Below are 23,843 nucleotides of genomic sequence, written 5' to 3'. Positions count from 1 at the left end.
TCATCGCATGGGACTACACGACCTCGGGCGGTTACGCCGGGCAATCATGTGTGAGTATCGCGCTATCGCTTTGTCGCGCGAGGGACTTGCTGGTCCAATTCCTGTTTCACCGGGTGAGGGCCACTAATCCACTTCACCACGCCAGCCACACAATGTGATCGTGAACAGTAAGATAGAGCAGACTACGCCACCCGTCAATCCCCAAGGGACAGCGGTTGACTGCGTGGGACACTCTTGGGACATCGAAGGGCGGAATTTACTCTAAACTGCCATGCATAAAGACAAAGAGCCGAATCAACTAACTCGTTGATTCGGCTCTTTAATTTTGGTCGGGGTGAGAGGATTCGAACCTCCGGCCTCTACGTCCCGAACGTAGCGCTCTACCAGGCTAAGCTACACCCCGTTTGTTTTTCTCTGCGTTGCCTGCTTAATTACTGCTGCAGCGCGAAAGCACACAAGTGTAGCAGCCTTTTTTCCGGAATGGAAGAGGGCGCCGGCGCGGGGCGCCTTGGCATCAGGACTGCCGTTGCAGCGAGAATGCGCACAGGTCGATCAGCGTTTGCTTCAGTGGCGAGTCGGGGAACTGCTGGGCGGCCTTCTCCGCAGCTTCGGCTTCGCGCTGGGCTGCCTGGAAGGTGACATCGAGCGCGCCGCTGGCGTGGATCGCGGTGAACACCGCATCGAAATGCTCGGTGCCGCCTTGCACGATGGCTTCGCGAGCCAGCGTGCGTTGCTCCGCGGTGCCGTGCTCGAGCAGGTGCAGCAGCGGCAGGGTGGGCTTGCCTTCACGCAGGTCGTCGCCGGCATTCTTGCCCATCTGCTCGGCGCTGGCGGTGTAGTCCAGCATGTCGTCGATCAACTGGAACGCGGTGCCGATGCGCCGTCCGTATTCCGCGGCAGCTTCTTCGGTGGCCGCGTCCGCACCGGCCAGCACAGCGCCGAGCTGGGCCGAGGCTTCGAACAGCTTGGCGGTCTTGTAGCGGATCACTTGCAGGTAGCGCTCCACCGTGACCTCGGGATCGTGCATGTTCAGCAACTGCAGCACTTCGCCTTCGGCGATCACATTGGTGGCATTGGAGAGGATCTCCATAATGCGCATGCTGCCGGCGTCCACCATCATCTGGAAGGCGCGGGAATAGAGGAAGTCGCCTACCAGCACGCTCGCGGCGTTGCCGAAGACCGCGTTGGCGGTCTGGCGGCCGCGGCGCAGCTCCGACTCGTCGACGACGTCGTCGTGCAGCAGCGTGGCGGTATGGATGAACTCGACCACCGCGGCCAGTTCGTGGTGCCGGTTGCCGTCGTAACCGAAGGCCCGTGCGGACAGCAGCAGGATCACCGGGCGCAGGCGCTTGCCGCCCGCACTGATGATGTACTCGCCGATCTGTTCGATCAGGGGCACTTCCGAAGCGAGGCGCTGGCGGATAACCGAATCAACGGCGCGCATGTCGGCAGCGACCGGGGCAAGCAAGGCAGTGGCGGAAGACTGGGACAAGATGTTCACCGTTACGCAAAACCCGCCGATTATAAGCGATGCGGGTGTATGTATGTCCCCTGAACGGGGGGTGCGACAAGGCGCGCGGGCGCTGCGCGCGCAAAGCGGGCGTGGCAGTCCCGTGCACCTATAATGCCGCCATGACCCAGTCACCTTCCTCCTCGCGCCGCCAGCTCCGGCGCACCGCACTGTGGGCAGCTTTCGCCGCCCTGGCGGGTTTCCTGCTCGCGGATCTGATCTGACCTGGGTGGGCGGAGAAGTGCTTCAGGCGGCGCCACGTGGCGCCGGGCAGGCTATGTGTCTGTTTTCTTTGTACTTTTCCCGGCTTTGGTATAGAATCGTGGGTTTCCTCCGGCCGCTTTGTGTTGTCTGCAGATGCGCTGGTGGGAGATAACCGGGCCAATTGGGCCGTCCGGCTTGTCTGTTTTCCCTGTCCTGGTAGTTGCTTGGATCGGGATGAAACGGACGCAAGGGCGCGCCGGCGTTGGCTTTCGGCGTTTTATTTCACATCGAGAGGTTCGACAATGTACGCGGTCGTAAAAACCGGCGGCAAGCAATATAAGGTTGCTGCTGGCGAAAAACTTAAAGTAGAACAGATACCGGCAGACATTGGCGCAGAAATCACGCTCGACCAGGTGCTCGCAGTGGGCGCAGGCGACCAACTCAAGTTTGGTACGCCGCTGGTTAGCGGGGCTTCCGTCAAGGCTACCGTTATCTCCCAAGGTCGTCACGATAAGGTGAAGATCTTCAAGATGCGCCGTCGCAAGCACTATCAAAAGCGTCAAGGCCATCGTCAAAATTACACCGAGCTGCGCATCGAAGAGATCATTGGCTGAGCCAGCGCTCAGTCCTTATCGAAATCGAATTCAAGCGTAACTAGGTAAAGTAAAGCGACAGGAGTTAGTCATGGCACAGAAAAAGGGCGGCGGTTCCACACGGAACGGCCGCGATTCCGAATCGAAGCGTCTGGGCGTCAAGGTGTTTGGTGGTCAAGCCATCAACGCCGGCAGCATCATCGTGCGTCAGCGCGGTACCCGCGTGCACCCGGGCGATAACGTTGGCATTGGCAAGGATCACACCCTCTTTGCTCTCGTCGACGGCCACGTGCAGTTCGCCGTCAAGGGCGCTGCCAAGAAGCAGCAGGTCAGCGTCGTTCCGGCAGTCTGATCACAGCCTTTGCAGCATGAAGGCCCCGCAGTACTTGCGGGGCTTTTTCTTTTCTGGCGACAATGTCATTGTCGCCATTCGCCGCGCCCGCGGCCTTGCCATCCCGGCCGGGCGCGCGCTTTGCGGTCGCTACACCACGGAAGGTCATCATGAAGTTCATCGACGAAGCCAGAATTGAAGTCATCGCCGGCAACGGCGGCAATGGCAGCGCATCGATGCGGCGCGAGAAATTTGTGCCCTTCGGTGGCCCCGACGGTGGCGACGGCGGCAGCGGCGGCAGCGTCTACGCGGTGGCCGACCGCAACATCAACACGCTCATCGACTTCCGCTACGCCAAGAAGCACGTGGCGCGCAACGGCGAGAATGGCCGGGGCGCCGATTGCTATGGCGCGGGCGGCGAAGATGTGAACCTGCGCATGCCGGTCGGCACGCAGATCCTCGACATGGATTCCGGCGAGCTGATCGCCGACCTGACCGAGCATGGCCAGACCGTTTGCCTGGCCGAGGGTGGCCTGGGCGGCTGGGGTAACCTGCACTTCAAGTCCAGTACCAACCGCGCGCCCCGCCAGCAGGTGGACGGCAAGCCGGGCGAGCGCCGCATGATCAAGCTGGAGCTCAAGGTGCTGGCCGACGTGGGCCTGCTGGGCATGCCGAATGCCGGCAAGTCGACCTTTATCTCGCACATTTCCAATGCGCGCCCGAAGGTGGCCGATTACCCCTTCACCACCCTGCATCCCAACCTGGGCGTGGTGCGGGTCGATCACGAGCAGTCCTTCGTGGTGGCCGACATCCCCGGCCTGATTGAAGGCGCTGCGGAAGGCGCCGGGCTGGGCCATCAGTTCCTGCGCCACTTGCAGCGCACAGGGCTGTTGCTGCATATCGTCGACCTGGCGCCGTTCGATGAAGCCGTGGACCCGGTGGCCGAAGCCCGCGCCATCGTCAACGAGCTGAAGAAGTACGACGAAAGCCTGTACGAAAAGCCGCGCTGGCTGGTACTGAACAAGTTGGACGTGGTGCCCGAGGAAGAGCGCGATGCGCGCGTCAAGGACTTCGTCAAGCGCTACAAGTGGAAGGGCCCGGTGTTCCGCATCTCCGCCCTGACCGGCGAAGGCTGCCGTGAACTGATCTACGCGATCAAGGATCACCTGGCCGCGATCAAGGCCGAGGAAGTCGCCGCGCTGGCAGAGCCGGACATCCGCCTGGATGACCGCCTGCACAACGTCGACCAGTCCGGCGGCGAGCAGAACTAACGACAAAAACAGCAGCACCCAGCAGACAGGATTCCCGCCATGCAATCGGTCATCGCCCAGGCAAAACGTATCGTCGTGAAGGTTGGGTCCAGCCTGGTGACCAACGACGGCAAGGGCCTCGATCACGAGGCAATCGCCCGTTGGGCAGCACAGATCGCCAAGCTGCGCATGGCCGGCAAGGAAGTCGTGCTGGTCAGCTCCGGCGCCATCGCCGAAGGCATGCAGCGCCTCGGCTGGGTGCGCCGCCCAAAGGAAATCCACGAACTGCAGGCCGCCGCGGCAGTGGGCCAGATGGGCCTGGCCCAGGTCTACGAAAGCCAGTTCGGCCGCTACGGCATCCGCACCGCCCAGGTGTTGCTGACCCACGCCGACCTGGCTGACCGCGAGCGCTACCTCAATGCGCGCTCGACCCTGCTGACGCTGCTGTCGCTGGGTGTCGTGCCCATCATCAACGAGAACGACACCGTGGTCACCGACGAAATCAAGTTCGGCGACAACGACACCCTGGGTGCGCTTGTCACCAACCTGATTGAAGGCGACGCGCTGGTGATCCTGACCGACCAGCGGGGCCTCTATACCGCCGACCCCCGCAGCAACCCGCAGGCCGAGTTCGTCGACGAGGCGCTGGCTGGTGCAGTGGAGCTCGAAGCCATGGCCGGCGGCGCCGGCACGTCGATTGGCCGCGGCGGCATGCTGACCAAGATCCTGGCCGCCAAGCGCGCCGCCAAGTCGGGCGCGCATACCGTGATCGCTTCCGGGCGCGAAGCCAATGTGCTGGAGCGGCTGGCCGGGGGCGAAGGCATCGGCACGCAACTGCTGGCCCCCACTGGGCGCCTGACGGCGCGCAAGCAATGGATGGCCGACCACCTGCAGCTGCGCGGGCGGGTGATGATCGATGCCGGCGCGGTGGACAAGCTCACCAGCGGCGGCAAGTCGCTGCTGCCGATCGGCGTGGTGGAAGTGCAGGGTGAGTTCGCGCGTGGCGAGGTCATTGCCTGCATCGACGCGGCGGGCCATGAGGTGGCGCGCGGCATCACCAACTACGCCAGCTCGGAAGCCAAGCTGATCGCACGCAAGCCCTCGTCCGAGATCGAGCGGGTGCTTGGCCACCAGAACGAGCACGAGCTGATCCACCGGGACAACCTGGTACTGGTCTGAACGGACAGATTGTTCCGAGGTACGATGCAAAAAAGCCCGCGAGCGATCGCGGGCTTTTTTGCATCGTCAGGCGCCGTACTACCGCGCCGTTGCCGCCATCAACGTGTGATCGCGCTCTTGCGCGGCGCTTCGCCACGCAATTCCTTGACGATGTCCTGCGCCCTGCCTGCCGCTGAGCGGCCCTCGCACAGGAAATCCTTGGCCAGCGCCGCACCATAGTTATTGCGCGCGATGCCTGCCAGCTGGACCCAGCCATCGCGGTCGTCGGAGCGGTTGCGGACCCACTCGGTCGCGCCCCTGGGCAAGGTGGCGTACATCTTGCGCTCGAAGGTGTCGCAGCGCACGGCCTCGAAGCTCACATTGCGCATGCCGCTGGCACCGGTGATGACCACCGTATAACGCACGGCGCCATCCGCGCCCACGACCACGGACTTGCCATCGACGGCGAAGGTAAAGTTGCCGGCGGGGCTGACTTCGAACGGGATCAGGTCCGCATCCTGCGGCGGCGCAGGCAGCGCCGTCTCCACTTCCCTGAATTCCTTCGCGGCGAACGGGTCGAGGATGCTGAACTCCTTCTTCGGCGTGTAATCCTCGGACTCGTCCGGCATGGGCACATGCTGCGGCTTGGACGTGCTGCCGCAGCCGGCCAGGCCAAGGCAAAGGGTTGCAGCCAGCAAGCAGGCGGCGGGCAGGCTCGGGCGCAAGCCGCGGCCGGCAAAATCAATCATCGGTACTCCGTTCTGTGGACGCCGGCTGGGCCGGCGAAATTGGGCCCGGATCGTGGGCCAGGTCCTGATGCACCAGGTCCGGAACGCTGTCGGGATGCTCGTCCAGCCCCGCGCGAGCATAACCTGCGCGCACCGAACCGTGCCGGCCATGGGTGCCGTAGGGGCTCAGCGGCGCGCGGGTATTGCGCTGCAGGAAGCGAGACAACTCGGTCAGCGCGAGTTGGTAGACATCGCGCTTGAACTCGATGACAGCGTCTAGCGGGACCCAGTAATGGCTCCAGCGCCAGGCATCGAACTCCGGATGGTCGGTGGCGCGCAGGCGGATGTCGCAATCGCGGCCCGCCATGCGCAACAGGAACCAAATCTGCTTCTGTCCCCTGTAATGGCCGCGGATTTCGCGGCGGATGAACTTGTCCGGCACCTCATAACGCAGCCAGTCGCGCGTGCGACCGACAATCCTGACATGCTCGGGCAGCAGACCGACTTCTTCATGTAGCTCGCGGTACATCGCCTGTTCCGGCGTCTCGCCGTATTTGATGCCGCCTTGAGGAAACTGCCACGAATGTTCGCCGATGCGCTTGCCCCAGAACACCTCGTTCCGTGCGTTGATGAGGATGATGCCGACGTTCGGGCGAAAGCCTTCACGATCGAGCATGACTGCACCTCGAATCCTTTAGAATTAGGTTGATTATAAAGGAAGCGCGTAATGGGGCTTTGTGCAACGGGGTGCTGGTTTTCCCCGAGCAAAAAGCGCCGCATAATGCACGCGCGCCACGGATTCGCGCCATCTCGCCCCCGGCACCTGCCAGGGCGTGCATGGCCTCACGAGAAAGCAACGGATGAAAGCCTCGCAATTCTTCATTTCCACCCAAAAGGAAGCCCCTTCCGACGCGGAAATCGTGTCGCACAAGTTGATGATGCGAGCCGGCATGATCAAGAAGCTTGGCGCCGGCATCTATAACTACATGCCGGTCGGCCTGCGGGTGATCCGCAAGGTGGAAGCCATCGTGCGCGAGGAAATGAACCGCGCCGGCGCGGTCGAGCTGTCGATGCCGGTGATTCAGCCTGCCGAGCTGTGGCAGGAAACCGGCCGCTGGGACAAGATGGGTCCCGAGCTGCTGCGCCTGAAGGACCGCCACGAGCGCGACTTTGCCGTGCAGCCCACCTCCGAAGAGGTGGTGACGGACATCGCCCGCAGCGAAATCCGCAGCTACAAGCAACTGCCGATCAATTTCTACCAGATCCAGACCAAGTTCCGCGACGAGCGCCGGCCGCGCTTTGGCATCATGCGCGGGCGCGAGTTCACCATGAAGGACGCTTACTCCTTCGATCGTGACGCCGCAGGCCTGAAGGTGTCCTACGACAAGATGTTCGACGCCTACGTGCGCATCTTCCAGCGTTTCGGCCTGGAATTCCGTGCCGTCGCGGCCGACAACGGCGCCATCGGCGGCTCCGGCTCGCATGAGTTCCACGTGATCGCCGAGACCGGCGAAGATGCCATCGTCTACTGCCCCGACTCGGACTACGCCGCCAACATGGAAGCGGCCGAGGCCCTGCCGCTGCTGGCCCAGCGCGCCGCGCCGGCGCAAGCCATGGTCAACACGCCCACCCCGGGCAAGGCCAAGTGCGAGCACGTGGCTGAGCTGCTTGGCATCCCGCTGGCGCGCACGGTCAAGTCGATCGTGCTGGCCACCGAGGGCGAGGCCGGCGTGCAGATCTGGCTGCTGCTGCTGCGTGGCGACCATGAGCTCAACGAGATCAAGGCGTCCAAGGTGGCCGGCCTGGCCGAGTTCCGCTTCGCGACCGAGTCCGAGATCGTCGAGACGTTCGGCACGCCCCCGGGCTACCTGGGCCCCATCGGCGCCAAGAAGCCTGTCAACGTGGTGGCGGACCGCACGGTCGCCAACATGAGCGACTTCGTCTGCGGGGCCAACGAGCGCGACTACCACCTGACCGGCGTGAACTGGGGCCGCGACCTGCCCGAGCCTGTGGTGGCTGACCTGCGCAATGTGGTGGAAGGCGACGTTTCGCCGGACGGCAAGGGCACGCTCGCCATCTGCCGCGGCATCGAAGTCGGCCACGTGTTCATGCTCGGCACGCGCTATTCGGAATCGATGGGCGCCACCTTCCTGGACGAGAACGGCAAAACCCAGCCCATGCAGATGGGCTGCTACGGCATTGGCGTGACCCGTATCCTGGGGGCCGCCATCGAGCAGAACTTCGACGAGCGCGGCATCATCTGGCCCGCTTCGATCGCCCCGTTCGCGGTGGTGGTCTGCCCGGTTGGCTACGATCGTTCCGAGGCCGTCAAGGCCGAGGCCGACCGTATCCATGCTGAGCTGCTGGCAGCCGGCGTCGATGTGATCCTGGACAACCGCGGCGAGCGCCCCGGCGCCATGTTTGCCGACTGGGAACTGATTGGCGTGCCGCACCGCGTAGTGGTGGGCGACCGTGGCCTGAAGGAAGGCCGCGTGGAGTACCAGGGGCGGCGCGACGCCGAGGCCACCCAGTTGCCGGTCGCGGACGTGGTTGCTCACGTGCGCGGGCTGTTGTCCGCCTGAGCGCCATGCGCCTCCTGGACCCGCTGCGTCTGCCGGGCCTGATCCCGGGCCGCCTGGGCGTGGCACGGGTCAGTGCCGGCTTGCTGCTGGTGCTCAGCGCCGCCGCCCACGCCGGGGCCCAGAAGGAAGAGGACCTGGCCGACTCGGTGCGCGGCGCGCTGGCCGCGGCCATTGCCGACAGCCGCCCGCTGCGCCCGGCCTTTGCCACCGGCGGTGAGCAACTGGCCTACCTAAAGTGGCTGGAAGAAATGTCGCACCGGCTCGCGGGGCGCATCCCCGAGCCGCAGGTGCGCATCGAACTGATCGAGACCGCTTACTACGAGGCCAAGCGCGCCGGGCTGGAACCGGCGCTGGTGCTAGGGCTGGTGCAGGTCGAGAGCAATTTCCGCAAATACGCGATCAGCTCGGCCGGTGCCCGCGGGCTGATGCAGGTGATGCCCTTCTGGGTGCGCAGCATCGGCGACAGCGATAGCCGCAAGCTGTTCCACCTGCAGAGCAACCTGCGCTACGGCTGCACCATCCTGCGCTACTACCTGGACCGCGAGCAGGGCGACCTGTTCCTGGCGCTGGGCCGGTACAACGGCAGCCGCGGCCGCCCCGATTATCCCAATGCGGTGCTGGCAGCGTGGAAGCGCTGGCAGTATTCCGAAGCCACGGTCACCGTCGCCGGCGACCCCGAAACCGGCACGGGCACCCGCAGCCGCGTGGTGCCGCCCGAAGCGCCGGCGCGCAACCCGTTTTCGCCGCAGCGGCTGGCTAATCCCTCATGAGCAACACTCGCGCCACCGGTGCCACTGGCGACACCGCCGGCAAGGCGGGCTACACCAGTTCCTCGGCGGACCTGCAGCGCTGGCTGCGGCGCCATATCGGGCAGGGCTTTGGCGCCGAGGCGCTGGTGCAGTCGATGTGCCAGTCCGGCTACGAGCAGGCCTTCGCGCAAGCCACGGTGGCCGCGGCGCTGTCCGCCGCGGCACGGGCAGAGGTGCGGGGGACGCCGCCGGACAACGCCGCGGAGATGGCCGCGGAGCTGGGCATCGGCAAGCCGGCCGAGCGCGCAGGGGGCCAGGGTGGTGGCCGTGACCAAACTGGCGCGCAAGGCAGCCGCAACGCGGCGCATTTCGCCGGCCGCGAGATTCCCATCTTGTTCACGCTCGCGGCACCGCGCGTGACCCTGTACCAGCAACTCCTGACCGATGCCGAATGCGACGCCCTGGTGGCGCTGGCGCGCGGCCGCCTGACGCGCTCACCCGTGATCAACCCCGACACCGGCGACGAGAACCTGATCGAGGCGCGCACCAGCCTGGGCGCGATGTTCCAGGTCGGCGAGCATGCGCTGATCGAGCGCATCGAGGACTGCATCGCCGCCGTGACCGGGATTGCCGCGGACCGCGGCGAAGGCTTGCAGATCCTCAACTACAAGCCCGGCGGCGAGTACCAGCCGCACTACGATTTCTTTAACCCGCAGCGCCCCGGCGAGGCGCGCCAGCTCAAGGTCGGCGGGCAACGCGTCGCCACCCTGGTGATCTACCTGAACAGCCCGCCGGCGGGTGGCGCCACGGCCTTCCCCAAGCTTGGCCTGGAGGTGGCGCCGGTCAAGGGCAATGCGGTCTATTTCAGCTATCGCAAGTCCGACGGCGCGCTGGACGAGCGTACCCTGCATGCCGGCTTGCCCGTTGAAGCGGGCGAGAAATGGATCGCCACCAAGTGGCTGCGCGAACGCCCGTACCGGACCGACTGATGCGCACCGGCAGCACCGCAGGGCAGGCGCGCTACTGGTTCGATCCCGCCATGCCGTACGTCGAGAGCCGCTGCGCCAGCGACAGCGGCGCGGCATACCTGCCGCATACCCATCCCACCTTGTCGATTGGCGCCGTCGATGGCGGCCATAGCCTATTTGGCACCGGGACCGAGTCGGTACGGCTGGCGCCCGGCGACGTGGTCGTGATCCCGGCCGGGCAGGTGCATTCCTGTAATCCGGAGCCCGACGCGCGCTGGAGCTACCAGATGCTGCACCTGGACCCGGCATGGGTGGGCACGGTGCTGGAGGCGCGCGGCGTGGCGGTGTTGCCCGCGGCGCTGGCGCGGGTGCGTGTCACCAGCGCGCCAGATACCTATGCCGGCCTGTGCCGGCTTAACGATGTGCTGTTCTCCGCAGCCCCGCAGGCCACCAAGGAAGCGGCGCTAGGCGGCTTCGTGGCCGCACTGCTCGGCGGTGCCGACCAGCGCCAGGCGGTGCGCGCGCCGCGCCAGCCAGTCACGCCAGAGGCCCGGCTAGCCGGCCTGGTCGCGCTCCTGCATGCGCATCACGCGGAGCCGCTGCCGCTGGCGGAACTGGCGCGCGGCGCCGGCATGAGCCGCTATCAGTTGATCCGCGCCTTCCGGGCCGACCTCGGCATGACCCCGCATGCCTACCAGCTGGATCTGCGCATCAACCACGCGCGCCAGCTGCTGCGCGCGGGTGGGGCGCCGGCGGAGATCGCCCAGGCGCTGGGCTTTTCCGACCAAAGCCACTTCCAGCGCGCCTTCAAGCAGCGCGTGGCGCTGACGCCGCGCAGCTATCAGCGCCGCAGCGGCTGAGCCGCCGCGCGCAATTTTCTCCAATACTTGCCGCCCCTCGCGGCCCAGACTTCGTGCTCATTCGAAGACACGAAAGGACTGGCGTGGATTTCCCTGTTGATTCCGGCCTCGGCCAATTTGCCATGGTGGCGGGCGCGCATTTTCTTGCACTGCTCAGCCCGGGCCCCGACTTTTTCCTGGTAGTGCGCAGCGCGCTGGTGCATGGCGTGGGCCGCGCCAGCGCCGTCTGCCTGGGCATCGCGCTGGGAAACGGCGTGTTTATCGGGCTGGCCATCACCGGGCTGGCCGCTACCCGCGCCAGCCAAGGCGTGTTCATGCTGCTGCAGTGGGCGGGTTGCCTGTACCTGGCCTGGCTGGGCTGGCGGCTGCTGCGTGCCAGCGGCGAGACGACGCTGCCCGGCGCAGATGGCGAAAATGGCAAAGATAGCCAGCAAGCGCAGGGCACTGGCCCCGCGGCGTACGCGGCGCAACTCGTGACGGGCTTCCTGTCCGCCGTGCTCAATCCCAAGAATGCGTTGTTCTACGCCAGCCTGTTCTCGGTGCTGGCCGGCACGCGCACGCCGCTGGCAGCACAGCTGGGCTACGGCGCCTGGATGTTCGCCATGGTCTTCGCCTGGGACATGCTGGTGGCCTGGGGCGTGCGCCATCCGCTGGTGCGCACGCGTTTTGCCCGCTCGGTTCGGGGCGTGGAGCGGGCGACCGGCGTGGTGCTGTGGGGGATTGCGCTGGTGGTGGCGGCGAACGCGCTCAACGCGACATGACGCGGCATGACGCGGCATGATGCGGTGGCTACGCGCCAAGCCGTATCGCCAGTTTTCTGGTTAACTGTACCGGTACTGTACAGTTTTGCATGGCTAGACTAGCTCCATTCCTTTTCGTATTCGATGGAGCCAGTCATGGCAGTGCCCCAGCTTGTTGCCGGATCCGGCGTGTTCGCCGCGTTCTGCGCGTTTGCCCTCGTGTCGTCGATTACCCCGGGCCCCAACAACACCATGGTGCTGGCTTCGGGCGTGAATTTCGGCTTTGCCCGCACAGTGCCCCATGTGCTGGGCATCAGTATCGGCTTCGGCCTGATGGTGGCGGTGGTCGGCCTCGGGCTCGGATCGCTGTTCGCCGCGTTTCCGTGGACCTGGCAGGTGCTGCGCGTGGTGGCGGTGGTCTATCTCACCTGGCTGGCGTGGAAGCTGGCGACCGCGGGCGGCGTCCAGGACCAGGAGGTGGGCAAGCCCATGGGCTTCCTTGCGGCGGCCGCGTTCCAGTGGGTCAATCCCAAGGCTTGGGTGATGGCGGTGGGCGCGTGCAGTACCTACGTGCTGCACGGCAATGTCTGGCTCAATGTGTTGCTGCTGTCCGGCCTGTTCGCCGTGATCAACCTGCCCAGCGTGGCAATGTGGGCCGTGTTCGGCTCGGCCATGCGGCGCTGGCTGGCGCAGCCCCGGGCGCTGCGCCTGTTCAACGTGGCGATGGCGCTGTTGCTGCTGGTCTCGCTGTGGCCGATCGTCAGCGCCAGGCCGTAACGCGCAGACTGAGCGCGAGGCCTGGGCGCAAGGACTCAGCGCAAGGACTCAGCGCAAGGCCCGGATGGCGGGCAGGTTGCGCCAGTAGCCGTGGGCGTCCATGCCGCAGCCGAAGACATAGCGCTCAGGCACGGTGAAGCCACAGAAGTCCGGGTGCATGGGCTTTGCCTTTTGCAGCACTTTTTCGCACAGCACGGCGGCGTAGACATTGGTCGCGCCCATGTCCATGATGCGCTGGCGGATGGCCGCCATGGTCTCGCCTTCGTCCAGGATGTCGTCCAGCACCAGCACCGTGCGGCCCTTGACCGATTCGCGCGGCGCCACGCGCCATTGCATCTCGCCGCCCACCGTCTTGTTGTTGTAGCGCGAGAGGTGGATGTAGTCGAACTCCAGCGGGAACGCCAGCTTGGGCAGCAGCATGCCGGTGAAGACGACTGCGCCGCCCATCACCGACAGCACCAGCGGGAAGGTATCGCCCATCTTTTCCGTGATCTCGCCAGCCATGCGGTCCAGCGAAGCCTGGACGGCCTCGGCGCTGACGATTTCCTCGGAGTTGGCCCACAGTTCGCGGGCCTGTTCGGCGGTCATCATGATGTGGATCCTGTCTCAGTCTTTGTCTTTTGCGGGTGACGCGGCGCCCGGGGAGCGGGCGCCGCCGTGCCAGACGGCTTAGCGGTTGAAGAGTCCCTTCATGCCGCCCTTCATCGCGCCCATCGAGCGCATCATCTTCATCATGCCGCCGCCCTTGAGCTTCTTCATCATGCTCTGCATCTGGTCGAACTGGTTGAGCAGGCGGTTGACTTCCTGCACCGGCACGCCGGCGCCGGTGGCGATGCGGCGCTTGCGGCTGGCCTTGATCAGGTCGGGCTTGGCGCGCTCGGCGGCCGTCATGCTGTTGATGATGCCCTCCATGCGGCGCACCTGCTTCTCGGCCACGTCCATATTGGCGCCCTGCGCCTGCTGGGCGAACTGCGCCGGCAGCTTGTCGACCAGGCTGCCCAGGCCGCCCATCTTCTTCATCTGGCCGATCTGCGCCTTGAAGTCTTCCAGGTCGAAGTCGCCCGTCTTCTTGATCTTCTTGGCCAGCTTCTCGGCCGCTTCCATGTCCACGCCGCGCTGGGCTTCCTCGACCAGCGCGAGGATGTCGCCCATGCCCAGGATCCGCTGGGCCATGCGATCGGGGTAGAAGGGCTCAAGGCCGTCCAGCTTTTCGCCAACGCCGACGAACTTGATCGGGCGGCCGGTGATGTGGCGCACCGACAGCGCGGCACCGCCGCGCGCATCGCCGTCCAGCTTGGTCAGCACCACGCCGGTCAGGGGCAGGGCGTCATTGAAGGCGCGCGCGGTGTTGACCGCGTCCTGGCCCAGCATGGCGTCGACTACGAACAGGGTTTCGACCGGCTTGATCTCGGCGTGCAGCGCTTTGATTTCCTGCATCATGGCTTCGTCGATACCCAGGCGGCCTGCCGTATCGACGATCAGCACGTCGTGATAGTGCTTGCGGGCCCAGTCCACTGCCGCGCGCGCGATGTCCACCGGCTTCTGGTTGGGCTCGGAGGGGAAGAAATCGGCGCCGACCTGCTCGGATACGGTCCTGAGCTGGGCGATCGCGGCGGGGCGGTAGACGTCGCACGAGACCGTCAGCACCTTCTTCTTCTTGTTTTCTTTCAGCCACTTGGCCAGCTTGCCGACGGTGGTGGTCTTGCCGGCGCCCTGCAGGCCGGCCATCAGGATGATCGCGGGCGGCTGCACCGCCAGGTTCAGCTCGCCGCTCTTGTTGTCGGCGGACAGGCTTTCCTCGCCGCCGATGACGGCGGTCAGCTCGCGCTGCACCACGCCCACCAGCGCCTGGCCCGGCGTCAGGCTGGACACCACGTCCTCGCCCAGTGCCTTTTCCTTCACGCGGGCGATGAATTCCCGCACCACCGGCAAGGCGACATCGGCCTCCAGCATGGCCAGGCGCACTTCGCGCAGCATTTCGGCGGTATTGGCTTCGGTCAGGCGAGCCTCGCCGCGCATGGTCTTGACGACCCGCGCCAGGCGTTGAGTGAGATTGTCCAGCATGGCAGAAGTCCGGGGGATAGAGCTTGATCGAGGCTTGAGGCTGGCTCTTGGCCCGGCTCAAGCGGGGCGCCACCGGGACGGGGCGCTAAGGTAAACTGTGCAAATGGCCATTGTACTGTATGCCTTGACGGCACTTCTCTATTGCGGCCTGGCCTATCACGGCTGGGCGACGCGCAACCCGCAGCTATCGGCTGCCGGCAACGGCGGTGCCATTGGGGGCGCGGCGGCGACCGCGCTGCTGCACGGCGGCGGCGGGGCCGGCGGGCGCGGCGAGGGCCGCCCGGCCTGGTGGCACGCGCTGATGCTGGCAGCGGTGGCCAGCCACGGCCTGCTGCTGCACGAGACCATCTTCCCGGCCGACCGCATGGTGTTCGGCTTTGCCTTTGCGCTGTCGGCCATGCTTTGGCTGGGCGTGGGCATCTACTGGATCGAGAGCTTCTTCTTCTCGCTGGCCGGCCTTGGGCTGATCGTGGTCCCGGTGGCGATGCTCGCGAGCCTGATGCCGCTGGCGTTTCCCGGCGCGCAGATCCTGGGCTACGCGGCGCGGCCGTTGTTCAAGCTGCACTTCATCATTGCCAACGTGGCCTATGGCCTGTTCACGCTGGCAGCCTTCCATGCCTTTCTGATGCTGCTGGCCGAGCGCCGCCTGCATGGCTTCAACCGTTCGCCCCAGGTGGGCAAGGCGAGCGAGCCGGCCCAGTGGGTGGGCCGCTGGCTCGACCTGCTGCCGCCGCTGCTGACACTGGAGAAGCTGCTGTTCCGCCTGATCGGCGCCGGCTTCGTGCTGCTGACGCTGACGATCCTGTCGGGCCTGCTGTTCTCCGAGCAACTGTTCGGCCGGGCCTTCCGGCTCGACCACAAGACCGTGTTCGCGCTGCTGTCGTGGGCGATGTTCGCGGGCATCCTGGCCGGGCGCACCTTCTACGGCTGGCGCGGGCGCACCGCGCTGCGCTGGGTGATTGCGTCCTTCGGCATCCTGCTGCTGGCTTATGTCGGCAGCCGCTTCGTCATCGAAGTCATACTGCACCGAATCTGAGGCCGGCATGGCACGCATCTTCCTTGTCCTGGCTGTCGTGCTGGGTTGTTTCTGGTGGCTTCGCCAGCGCGCCCAGGCGCGCTTTCGGGAGGACCGCGCCGCCCGGCACGGTCCCGCGCAAGGCTCGCCGGTGCGCAACCAGCCTGCCCCCCCGCAGGAAGCCATGGTGCAATGCGCGCGCTGCGGGGTGCATCTGCCGCAGGGCGAAGCTATCGTCTACCGTGGCTTGCACTACTGCCGGCGCGCCCACCTGCCGGCCGATAGCGATCCGGACAGCCCTGCCGCATGAACGGGCCGGCCTCGTTCTGGTCCCGCCTGAATGCCTGGCGCGCCCTCGCGGCGATGTGGCGCCAGCCCGAACCTCCTGAATTCCACTGGCGCTTGCTGCGCTATTTCTGCTGGACCCGGCTTGCCGTAGCCGCGCTGCTGCTGGGCTACGCCTGGCTGCCGGCCCAGCGCGCCGAGGCCGAGCGGGCCGCGCAGGCGCTGGGCAGCGGACTGGGCGGCGGGTTCGGCAGCGGCCTGGCCGCGCTGCCGCTGGCCGTGCCCTATGCCGTGGTGGCGCTGGGGATGGTGGTCGCCACGCTATGGTGGCGCCGCGGCTTTCACCTGCGGGTGCGCTTCCAGGTGCTGGCCGACCTCGCCCTGCTGGGCCTGATCTTTCACGCGCAGGGCCATCGCGGCGAGGGGCTCGCCATGATCTTCCTGTTGCCCGCGCTGCAGGCCGGCGCGCTTACCAGCCTGCTGTTCGCGCTGTTCACCGCGGCAGCTTCGGCGCTGCTGGTGATGAGTACGCCCTTCGCGCAGACCTTGCTGTTGCGCCAGGCCGACACGGGTTTGCTGGGCTCGGGGCTGTACGGGCTGGTCTTCATGATCGCGGCCTCGCTGATGTACCTGCTGGCCAACCGCCAGCTTGCACAGGAGCGGCTGGCGCTGGCGCGCGAGCAGGAGCTGCGCCTGCAGCAACTGGTCAACCGCCTGATGGTCAACGACATGCAGGACGGCGTGATGCTGCTGCGCGCCAACGGCGCGGTGGTGGCGGCCAACCCGGCCGCGGTGGTGCTGCTGGGCGTGCAGCCTGCCGAACGGGGCAAGCCCACGGACACGCCTGCCAATGGGCGCGATGCGCTGTTCGACCTGCGCCAGATCCCCCGCCTGCAGCCGTTGATGGAAATGCTGCGCGACTGGGTGCGCAGCAAGGACGATGCGCCCCGCATCCTGCAATTGCTGCCGCTGCCGTCGCGGCCATCCTCGGGGCGCGGCCCCATCCTGCATACGCGGCTGCGGCTGCGTTTCTTGCTGCCGGGGCTGGCCAGCCTGCGCTCCACCTTCGCGTCCTCGATGTCGGTCTCGCTCAGTGCGCAGAACGCCATGAACACCGGCACCTGGAACGAGCTGTCGCCCGAGGCGGCGGCGCGGCTGCGCCTGGCCATCGCCCAGAGCGAGGCCATGGCGTGGCGCCCGGAGGACGAGGCGTTGCTGCGCAGCGAGATGCGCGACACGGTGCTGGTCCATATCGAAAGCTGGGAGCGCATCGCCGAGCAGGTACAACAGGAGAAGCTGGCAGCCATGGGGCGCCTGGTGGCCAGCGTGGCACACCAGATCCGCAATCCGCTGGCGGCCATCAGCCAGGCCAGCGAGCTGCTGGCCGAAACCAGTCGCCGGGCCGCGCGCCCGGGCGAGGCGGGCCGCGCGGAGGGCGACGTGGATGCGCGGCTGCTGCGCATCATTCACGATAATGTGCGCCGGCTCGACCAGGTGGTGTCGGACGTGCTGCAGATGTCGCGCCGCCCGCGCACCGAGCGCACCACGGTGGACCTGAACCAGGCGCTGCCGGAGATCGTCGGCCGCTGGCGGCTGGAGATGCGCGCCCGCTCCGCCGACCACGACCCGGTCGGCGCGCGGCGCGTGCCGCGTCCGGCCGAGATCAACGCCAATGCCATCCGGCTCACGGTGGACGTGGCGCGCCCGGTCATCTTCGATGCCTCCCAGTTGCAACAGGTGCTTGGCAACCTGCTCGACAATGCCTGGCGCTATTGCAGCCGCCTGCCCGGGGCGATCCGCCTGCTGGCCCATGCGCTGGACCAGCACCATGCCGAGCTGATCGTCTGGAACGATGGCGTCGAGGTGTCGCGCGAGCACCAGCGCACCTTGTTCGAACCCTTCTTTACCAGCAACGCCCAGGGCACCGGCCTCGGATTGTTCATGGCACGCGAGCTTTGCGGCGCCAACGACGCCCAGGTGCGCTATGGCACGATTTCGATCGATGCGCTGCTGGCGCAGACCGGCATGCTGGCGCCCGCCGCACGCGATACACTGCCGGCCAAGGCTTTTGTCCTGACCTTGCGCATCGAAGCGCCGGACAGCGCGGGTGGCTGAGCCGCGCTGGTTTGACCGGCCACGCGGCCAGTCTCTCGTTTAGCCGCCCCGATTTCACTTCGCCAGATCGCCAGACGCAGACCCATGCCAATCAAGACGCCAGGCCCCGACCCGATTCTCGTCATCGACGACGAGGCCGACCTGCGAGAACTGCTCGATATCTCGATCCGCCGCATGGGCCACGATGTCGTGCTGGCCGGCTCGCTGGCCGAGGCGCGCCAGCAGCTCGCCGCGCGCCGCTATAGCCTGGTGCTGACCGACATGCGGCTGGGCGACGGGCTGGGCATCGATATCGTGCGCCAGCTATCGAGCGCGCCGGAGCGGGTGCCGGTGGCCGTGATCACCGCCTACGGCAGCGCGGACAACGCCGTGGAGGCGCTCAAGGCGGGCGCCTTCGACTACATCGCCAAGCCGGTCTCGCTGGACCAGCTGCGCAGCTTGATCCTGAATGCGCTGGGGCGCCAGCAGCGTGATGGCGCCGAGGGTGTGGAGGGCGGTGACGGCGGCAGCGGGGCGCACGAAACCGTGGACCGCGCCGTCAACCTGCTGCCCGGCCATTCTCCGGCCATGCATGAGGTGCGGCGCTCGCTCTCGCGGCTGGCGCGCAGCATGGCGCCGATCGTCATCAGCGGCGAGTCCGGCAGTGGCAAGGAGCGCGCGGCGCGTGCCATCCACGCAGTCAGCGCGCGCGCGGCGCATCCCTTTATCGCGGTCAATTGCGGCGCCATCCCCGAGACCCTGATGGAGTCGGAGTTCTTTGGCCATGTGAAAGGCGCCTTCACCGGGGCCGACGCCGAGCGCGGCGGCTTTTTCCAGGCTGCCAATGGCGGCACGCTGCTGCTCGACGAGGTGGCGGACCTGCCGCTGGCGATGCAGGTCAAGCTGCTACGCGTGCTGCAGGAACGGCGCGTGCGCAAGATCGGCGCGAGCCGCGAGGAGAGCGTGGACGTGCGGGTGCTGTGTGCCAGCCACAAGGATCTTTCCGCGATGGTCGCCTCCGGCCAGTTCCGCCAGGACCTGTTCTACCGCCTCAACGTGCTGGCGCTGCGCATGCCCACGCTGCGCGAGCGGCGCGAGGATATCCCGGTGCTGGCCAGCGCCATCCTGGAACACCTGGCGGTGCGCTATGGCGATCCCCATCCCAAGCGGCTGGCGGTGGCCGCGCTGCAGCGGCTGTCCGACTATCCGTTCCCGGGCAATGTACGCGAGCTGGAGAACCTGCTCGAGCGCGCCTATGCCTTCGCCGAGGGCAATACCATCGAGGTGGACGACCTGGGCCAGTTGGACGCGGGCATGGGCCATACGGCCATGCCACGGCCGCCCGCGCCGCACGCCTACCTGGCTTCGGCGGCTGCGCCGGCTGGCGCGCCGGCGGCGTCCGGCGTGCGGCCCGACACCATGCAGGAGCTTGCGTACGATGCGCGGGCCGACTCCCGGGGCGGCGCGCAGCCCGATCTGTTTGCGCAACCTGCGGCGTCTCGCGCCGCGGAGGCGGCCGCAGACGCTTGCCGTGCCACCTTCCCGATCGACCTGCCCGGCCGGCTCGAAGCGCTCGAGCGCGACCTGATCCTACAGGCGCTGCAGCAGACCGGCTTCAACCGGACAGCCGCCGCGCCGCTGCTGGGCCTGAGCTTTCGCCAGCTGCGCTACCGCATCCAGCAGCTTGGCATCCGCGAGGGCCGCGACGACCCGGCCGACGGTGCCGCCGAAACCAGAGAAGCGCTGCGCGACGGGCTGTTGGCGGCGGATGGAGATCGCGATGCCTGACCACGACCCGGCCGCCAAGTTCGCGCCCAACTCGCCATTCGTCCCCGACCCGGCGGGCTGGGTGCCCGCCGCGCGCCACGTGCCGTCCCCCAATTTCGACGCCCGGCCCGCGCACACGCCGGTGGACCTGGTGGTGATCCACAACATCAGCCTGCCGCCCGGGCAGTTCGGCAGCGGCGATATCGAAGCCTTTTTCCTGAACCGTCTCGACCCGTCCCGCCATCCGTTTTTCGAGACGATCCATCAAGTGCGGGTGTCGGCGCATTTTTTGGTGACGCGAGGGGGCGAGCTGGTCCAGTTCGTGTCTTGCCTGGACCGCGCCTGGCACGCAGGCCAGTCCGAATTCTTCGGCCGGCCCCGTTGCAACGACTTCTCCATCGGCATCGAGGTCGAAGGCAGCGACGACCAGCCGTTCACGTTGGCCCAATACCACACCACCGCAGCGCTGGTGCGTGCCCTGCTAGGCGCTTATCCGGTGCGGGCCGTGGCGGGGCATAGCGATATCGCGCCAGGGCGCAAGACGGATCCGGGAGCACATTTCGACTGGGCGGGTTTTGCCGCCGCAGCCGGCGTGGCGCCCGCACAACTGCCTTACCGCAAAGAACAGCCCTGAGGCAAGGGCTGCAAGCGAGGTCTAGGGGATAGCCGCAATCTGGGGAAAACCCTGATAAAGTCCGCGCCTATCGAAGAGGTCAGGTCAATCAAAAAAATTTCGCGTCACGGTGCGGTAACGAACCGTCGGGCGGATTCCCTTGCGTCTCTTGGGCTAGCGGGTATGGCGCAGCGCCGCATGCCATGCCGGCACTGGAATTCGCGCCAAAAAGGCGCTTGTCAAGACTGGTGAATCCGCCCCGTTTCACTATACTTAGTCCAGTTTTTCGCATCGACCACTAGATCTAGTGGTGCTTTCGGGGAGCCGGCCTAGGTGTGCAGTTACCGCCGCAGCAATGACTGCGGTCCACCGAAGGGCCGGCGCATCACAAGAGTTCCAGCAGAATCCAGCAATAGCAGCGCGCCCTCCCGGGTAAGACCGGCCGGCGTGTCAGAGCCTTTTTGCGCATTTTGCCCGGGACTCTTTGTCACTCATAAAACACGGGTCAGAACAGGAGTTCCTCATGCAGACAGCCCAGAACGAACTTTCCACCGGCGCCGCCGCCGCCGGTGCAGCAGCGAACGCGCAGTCGAGCCCCGCTACTGCCGCCGCTGGCAGCTACCAGGACTACAAGATCATCCGACGTAACGGCGCCGTCGTGGCGTTCGAGCCGAGCAAGATCTCGGTAGCGGTGACCAAGGCCTTTCTCGCCGTCAACGGCGGGCAGGGCGCCGCTTCGGCGCGCGTGCGCGAAGTGGTCGAGCAAGTGACCCAGAACGTGGTCCGCGCGCTGCTGCGCAGCCGCCCTAACGGCGGCACCTTCCATATCGAAGACGTGCAGGATCACGTCGAGCTTGCGCTGATGCGCTCGGGCGAGCATGAAGTGGCCCGCGCCTACGTGCTGTACCGCGAAAAGCGCACCCAGGAACGCGCCCAGGCAAACGCCCAGGCGGTGGCCCGCGTGCAGGAAGGCGGCGCCACGTTCAACGTGACCGATGCGGGCGTGGCCCGCGTGCTGGACCTGGGCGCGCTGCATGGCCTGATCGACAACGCCTGCTCGGGCCTTGGCGATGCCGTCAGCGCCGAGCCGATCCTCAAGGAAACGCTGAAGAACCTGTACGACGGCGTGCCGATGACCCAGGTCTACGACTCCGCCATCCTGGCCGCGCGTACCCTGATCGAGAAGGACCCGGCCTACAGCCAGGTCACCGCGCGTATCCTGCTGCACACCATCCGCAAGGAAATCCTGGGCGCCGAAGTGACCCAGACCGAGATGGTGTCGCGCTACGCCGACTACTTCCCCAAGTTCATCGCGCGCGGCATCGAAGCCGAGCTGCTGGACGAGAAGCTGGCCACCTATGACCTGGCCCGCCTGGGCGCGGCGCTGGACGCCCAGCGCGACTTCCAGTTCAACTACCTGGGCCTGCAGACCCTGTACGACCGCTACTTCCTGCACATCGACGAGACCCGCATCGAAATGCCGCAGGCATTCTTCATGCGCGTGGCGATGGGCCTGGCGCTGGGCGAGAAGGACCGCGAAGCCCGTGCCATCGAGTTCTACCAGCTGCTGTCGTCGTTCGACTTCATGTCGTCCACGCCGACCCTGTTCAACTCGGGCACCCGCCGCTCGCAGCTGTCGTCGTGCTACCTGACCACCGTGTCGGACGACCTGGAAGGCATCTACGAGGCGCTGAAGGAAAACGCGCTGCTGTCGAAGTTCGCCGGCGGTCTCGGCAACGACTGGACCAATGTGCGCGCCCTCGGCTCGCACATCAAGGGCACCAACGGCAAGTCGCAAGGCGTGGTGCCGTTCCTGAAGGTGGTGAACGACACCGCCGTGGCGGTCAACCAGGGCGGCAAGCGCAAGGGCGCGGTCTGCGCCTACCTGGAAACCTGGCACCTGGACATCGAGGAATTCCTCGAGCTGCGCAAGAATACCGGCGACGATCGCCGCCGCACCCACGACATGAACACGGCGAACTGGATTCCCGACCTGTTCATGAAGCGCGTGATGGAAGCCGGCGAATGGACCCTGTTCTCGCCCGCCACCTGCCCGGACCTGCATGACCTGGTCGGCAAGGCATTCGAAGAAGCCTACCTGGGCTACGAAGCCAAGGCCGCCCGCGGCGAGCTCAAGCTGTTCAAGAAGATCCCCGCCATGCAGCTGTGGCGCAAGATGCTGGGCATGCTGTTCGAGACCGGCCATCCCTGGATCACCTTCAAGGATCCGTGCAACATCCGCAGCCCGCAGCAGCACGTGGGCGTGGTGCACAGCTCCAACCTGTGCACGGAAATCACGCTCAACACCAACGACAGCGAGATCGCCGTTTGCAACCTGGGTTCGGTGAACCTGGTCGCCCACCTGAAGCAACAGGCCGACGGCACCCAGGTGCTCGATCACGCCAAGCTCGAGAAGACCATCCGCACCGCGATGCGCATGCTCGACAACGTGATCGACATCAACTACTACGCGGTCGAGAAGGCACGCAACTCCAACCTGCGCCATCGCCCGGTCGGCATGGGCATCATGGGCTTCCAGGACTGCCTGCACATGCTGCGCCTGCCGTACGCCAGCGACGCCGCGGTGCAGTTCGCCGATACCTCGATGGAAGCGGTGTGCTACTACGCCTACCGCGCTTCCAGCGAGCTGGCGGAAGAACGCGGGCGCTACAGCACCTATGAAGGCTCGCTGTGGGATCGTGGCATCCTGCCGCAGGACTCGCTCAAGCTGCTGGCCGAAGAACGCGGCGGCTACCTGGAAGTGGATCACTCCTCGACCATGGACTGGGACAGCCTGCGCGCGCGCATCAAGCAGCACGGCATGCGCAACTCGAACTGCATCGCGATCGCGCCGACGGCAACGATCTCGAACATCATCGGCGTGTCGGCCTGCATCGAACCGACCTTCCAGAACCTGTACGTCAAGTCCAACCTGTCGGGCGAATTCACGGTGGTCAACGACTACCTGGTGCGCGACCTGAAGGCACGCGGCCTGTGGGATGAAGTGATGGTCGCCGACCTGAAGTACTTCGACGGCAAGCTGGCGCGCATCGACCGCATTCCGCAAGACCTGCGCGACATCTACGCGACGGCCTTCGAAGTCGAGCCGAGCTGGCTGGTGGAAGCCGCCAGCCGCCGCCAGAAGTGGATCGACCAGGCCCAGTCGCTCAACATCTACATGGCCGGCGCCTCGGGCAAGAAGCTGGACGACACCTACAAGCTGGCCTGGCTGCGCGGCCTGAAGACCACGTACTACCTGCGCACGATGGCAGCCACCCACGTGGAGAAGTCCACCGTGTCGCGCGGCTCGCTCAACGCCGTGTCGTCGGGTAGCGACGGCGGCATCAGCGCCGCCGGCATCGACCAGGCCGCCGCCTCCGCGCCGGCCATGCCGGAAGCCGAAGGCGCGGTCTGCACGATGCGCCCGGGCGACGCCGGTTTCGACGAGTGCGAAGCCTGCCAGTAAGTCGCCTGCCAGTAAGTCATTACCTGCCCTGATCCTCGCCGCGCCGCTTGCGCGGCGAGGACGGCGGCAAACCAAAGCATTCCACGGAG

Annotated in this window: 21 protein-coding genes and 1 tRNA gene; 16 read left to right on the top strand and 6 right to left on the bottom strand. The window is 66.3% G+C overall.

What is annotated here, in order from left to right; genetic code table 11:
- Nucleotides 1-326: 326 nt before the first annotated feature.
- Nucleotides 327-403: transfer RNA gene (locus tag AC1RQK_RS06135), tRNA-Pro, on the bottom strand.
- A gap of 111 nt (nucleotides 404-514) precedes the next feature.
- Complete coding sequence (gene ispB, locus AC1RQK_RS06130) at nucleotides 515-1,444, bottom strand: octaprenyl diphosphate synthase (protein WP_492374687.1); 930 nt, start codon at nucleotides 1,442-1,444, stop codon at nucleotides 515-517.
- Between the two features lie 572 nt (nucleotides 1,445-2,016).
- On the opposite strand from ispB, the gene rplU reads away from it, so the two are divergent.
- From rplU to proB, 4 genes are all read left to right on the top strand, one after another.
- Nucleotides 2,017-2,328 (top strand): 50S ribosomal protein L21, encoded by a 312-nt coding sequence (gene rplU, locus AC1RQK_RS06125; RefSeq protein WP_006162510.1) that lies wholly within the window; start codon nucleotides 2,017-2,019, stop codon nucleotides 2,326-2,328.
- Nucleotides 2,329-2,398: 70 nt separating this feature from the next.
- The gene (gene rpmA, locus AC1RQK_RS06120) at nucleotides 2,399-2,659 is read left to right on the top strand and encodes a 50S ribosomal protein L27 (protein ID WP_006162509.1); all 261 of its coding nucleotides are present in this window, start codon (nucleotides 2,399-2,401) and stop codon (nucleotides 2,657-2,659) included.
- Between the two features lie 149 nt (nucleotides 2,660-2,808).
- Nucleotides 2,809-3,909 carry a GTPase ObgE gene (obgE, locus tag AC1RQK_RS06115; RefSeq protein WP_441633931.1) on the top strand — a complete coding sequence of 367 codons (1,101 nt, stop codon included), beginning with the start codon at nucleotides 2,809-2,811 and terminating at the stop codon, nucleotides 3,907-3,909.
- A 39-nt stretch (nucleotides 3,910-3,948) separates the two neighbouring features.
- Nucleotides 3,949-5,067 (top strand): glutamate 5-kinase, encoded by a 1,119-nt coding sequence (proB, locus tag AC1RQK_RS06110; protein ID WP_309403639.1) that lies wholly within the window; start codon nucleotides 3,949-3,951, stop codon nucleotides 5,065-5,067.
- Between the two features lie 98 nt (nucleotides 5,068-5,165).
- Here proB and AC1RQK_RS06105 read toward each other — a convergent pair whose 3' ends face one another.
- Both AC1RQK_RS06105 and AC1RQK_RS06100 read right to left on the bottom strand, forming a co-directional pair.
- Nucleotides 5,166-5,795: a CNP1-like family protein gene (locus AC1RQK_RS06105; RefSeq protein ID WP_492374684.1), complete on the bottom strand. Its 630-nt coding sequence runs from the start codon at nucleotides 5,793-5,795 to the stop codon at nucleotides 5,166-5,168.
- Entirely contained in the window at nucleotides 5,788-6,450 is a 663-nt protein-coding gene (locus tag AC1RQK_RS06100) for an RNA pyrophosphohydrolase (RefSeq protein ID WP_043349734.1), read from the bottom strand. The genes AC1RQK_RS06105 and AC1RQK_RS06100 overlap by 8 nt, the downstream gene beginning before the upstream one ends.
- Nucleotides 6,451-6,634: 184 nt before the next feature.
- Here AC1RQK_RS06100 and AC1RQK_RS06095 point away from each other — a divergent pair, with 184 nt between their 5' ends.
- From AC1RQK_RS06095 to AC1RQK_RS06070, 6 genes are all read left to right on the top strand, one after another.
- Entirely contained in the window at nucleotides 6,635-8,356 is a 1,722-nt protein-coding gene (locus AC1RQK_RS06095; RefSeq protein ID WP_492374683.1) for a proline--tRNA ligase, read from the top strand.
- Between the two features lie 5 nt (nucleotides 8,357-8,361).
- The gene (locus AC1RQK_RS06090) at nucleotides 8,362-9,126 is read left to right on the top strand and encodes a lytic transglycosylase domain-containing protein (RefSeq protein ID WP_492374682.1); all 765 of its coding nucleotides are present in this window, start codon (nucleotides 8,362-8,364) and stop codon (nucleotides 9,124-9,126) included.
- On the top strand, nucleotides 9,123-10,094 hold the full coding sequence (locus tag AC1RQK_RS06085) for a 2OG-Fe(II) oxygenase (protein ID WP_492387143.1): 972 nt from the start codon (nucleotides 9,123-9,125) through the stop codon (nucleotides 10,092-10,094). The genes AC1RQK_RS06090 and AC1RQK_RS06085 overlap by 4 nt, the downstream gene beginning before the upstream one ends.
- Nucleotides 10,094-10,933 (top strand): helix-turn-helix domain-containing protein, encoded by an 840-nt coding sequence (locus tag AC1RQK_RS06080; RefSeq protein ID WP_492808042.1) that lies wholly within the window; start codon nucleotides 10,094-10,096, stop codon nucleotides 10,931-10,933. The genes AC1RQK_RS06085 and AC1RQK_RS06080 overlap by 1 nt, the downstream gene beginning before the upstream one ends.
- A gap of 83 nt (nucleotides 10,934-11,016) precedes the next feature.
- Entirely contained in the window at nucleotides 11,017-11,694 is a 678-nt protein-coding gene (locus AC1RQK_RS06075) for a LysE family translocator (RefSeq protein WP_492374679.1), read from the top strand.
- A 135-nt stretch (nucleotides 11,695-11,829) separates the two neighbouring features.
- Complete coding sequence (locus AC1RQK_RS06070; protein ID WP_492374678.1) at nucleotides 11,830-12,450, top strand: LysE family translocator; 621 nt, start codon at nucleotides 11,830-11,832, stop codon at nucleotides 12,448-12,450.
- Between the two features lie 48 nt (nucleotides 12,451-12,498).
- Here the strand turns inward: AC1RQK_RS06070 and AC1RQK_RS06065 are convergent, their stop codons facing one another.
- Nucleotides 12,499-13,041, bottom strand: coding sequence for a hypoxanthine-guanine phosphoribosyltransferase (locus AC1RQK_RS06065; protein WP_017224402.1), 543 nt, complete (start codon nucleotides 13,039-13,041; stop codon nucleotides 12,499-12,501).
- 78 nt (nucleotides 13,042-13,119) lie between these two features.
- Nucleotides 13,120-14,514, bottom strand: coding sequence for a signal recognition particle protein (gene ffh, locus AC1RQK_RS06060; protein ID WP_492374677.1), 1,395 nt, complete (start codon nucleotides 14,512-14,514; stop codon nucleotides 13,120-13,122).
- 103 nt (nucleotides 14,515-14,617) lie between these two features.
- Here ffh and AC1RQK_RS06055 point away from each other — a divergent pair, with 103 nt between their 5' ends.
- The 6 genes from AC1RQK_RS06055 (at nucleotide 14,618) to AC1RQK_RS06030 (ending at nucleotide 23,754) form a co-directional block, all read left to right on the top strand.
- Complete coding sequence (locus AC1RQK_RS06055; protein ID WP_416049726.1) at nucleotides 14,618-15,550, top strand: cytochrome C assembly family protein; 933 nt, start codon at nucleotides 14,618-14,620, stop codon at nucleotides 15,548-15,550.
- A gap of 7 nt (nucleotides 15,551-15,557) precedes the next feature.
- Nucleotides 15,558-15,839 carry a PP0621 family protein gene (locus AC1RQK_RS06050; protein ID WP_492808040.1) on the top strand — a complete coding sequence of 94 codons (282 nt, stop codon included), beginning with the start codon at nucleotides 15,558-15,560 and terminating at the stop codon, nucleotides 15,837-15,839.
- Complete coding sequence (locus tag AC1RQK_RS06045) at nucleotides 15,836-17,929, top strand: sensor histidine kinase (protein WP_492374675.1); 2,094 nt, start codon at nucleotides 15,836-15,838, stop codon at nucleotides 17,927-17,929. The genes AC1RQK_RS06050 and AC1RQK_RS06045 overlap by 4 nt, the downstream gene beginning before the upstream one ends.
- Before the next feature lie 84 nt (nucleotides 17,930-18,013).
- Complete coding sequence (locus tag AC1RQK_RS06040; RefSeq protein ID WP_492808038.1) at nucleotides 18,014-19,696, top strand: sigma-54-dependent transcriptional regulator; 1,683 nt, start codon at nucleotides 18,014-18,016, stop codon at nucleotides 19,694-19,696.
- The gene (gene ampD / locus AC1RQK_RS06035) at nucleotides 19,689-20,309 is read left to right on the top strand and encodes a 1,6-anhydro-N-acetylmuramyl-L-alanine amidase AmpD (RefSeq protein WP_492808036.1); all 621 of its coding nucleotides are present in this window, start codon (nucleotides 19,689-19,691) and stop codon (nucleotides 20,307-20,309) included. Before AC1RQK_RS06040 ends, ampD begins: the two co-directional genes overlap by 8 nt.
- A 502-nt stretch (nucleotides 20,310-20,811) precedes the next feature.
- The gene (locus AC1RQK_RS06030; protein WP_492374672.1) at nucleotides 20,812-23,754 is read left to right on the top strand and encodes a ribonucleoside-diphosphate reductase subunit alpha; all 2,943 of its coding nucleotides are present in this window, start codon (nucleotides 20,812-20,814) and stop codon (nucleotides 23,752-23,754) included.
- Nucleotides 23,755-23,843 lie beyond the last annotated feature (89 nt).

This window comes from Cupriavidus sp. GW822-FHT02D05, assembly GCF_058802485.1.
Note: the sequence above shows the minus strand (reverse complement) of the source record. Positions and strands in the feature narration are given on the sequence as shown.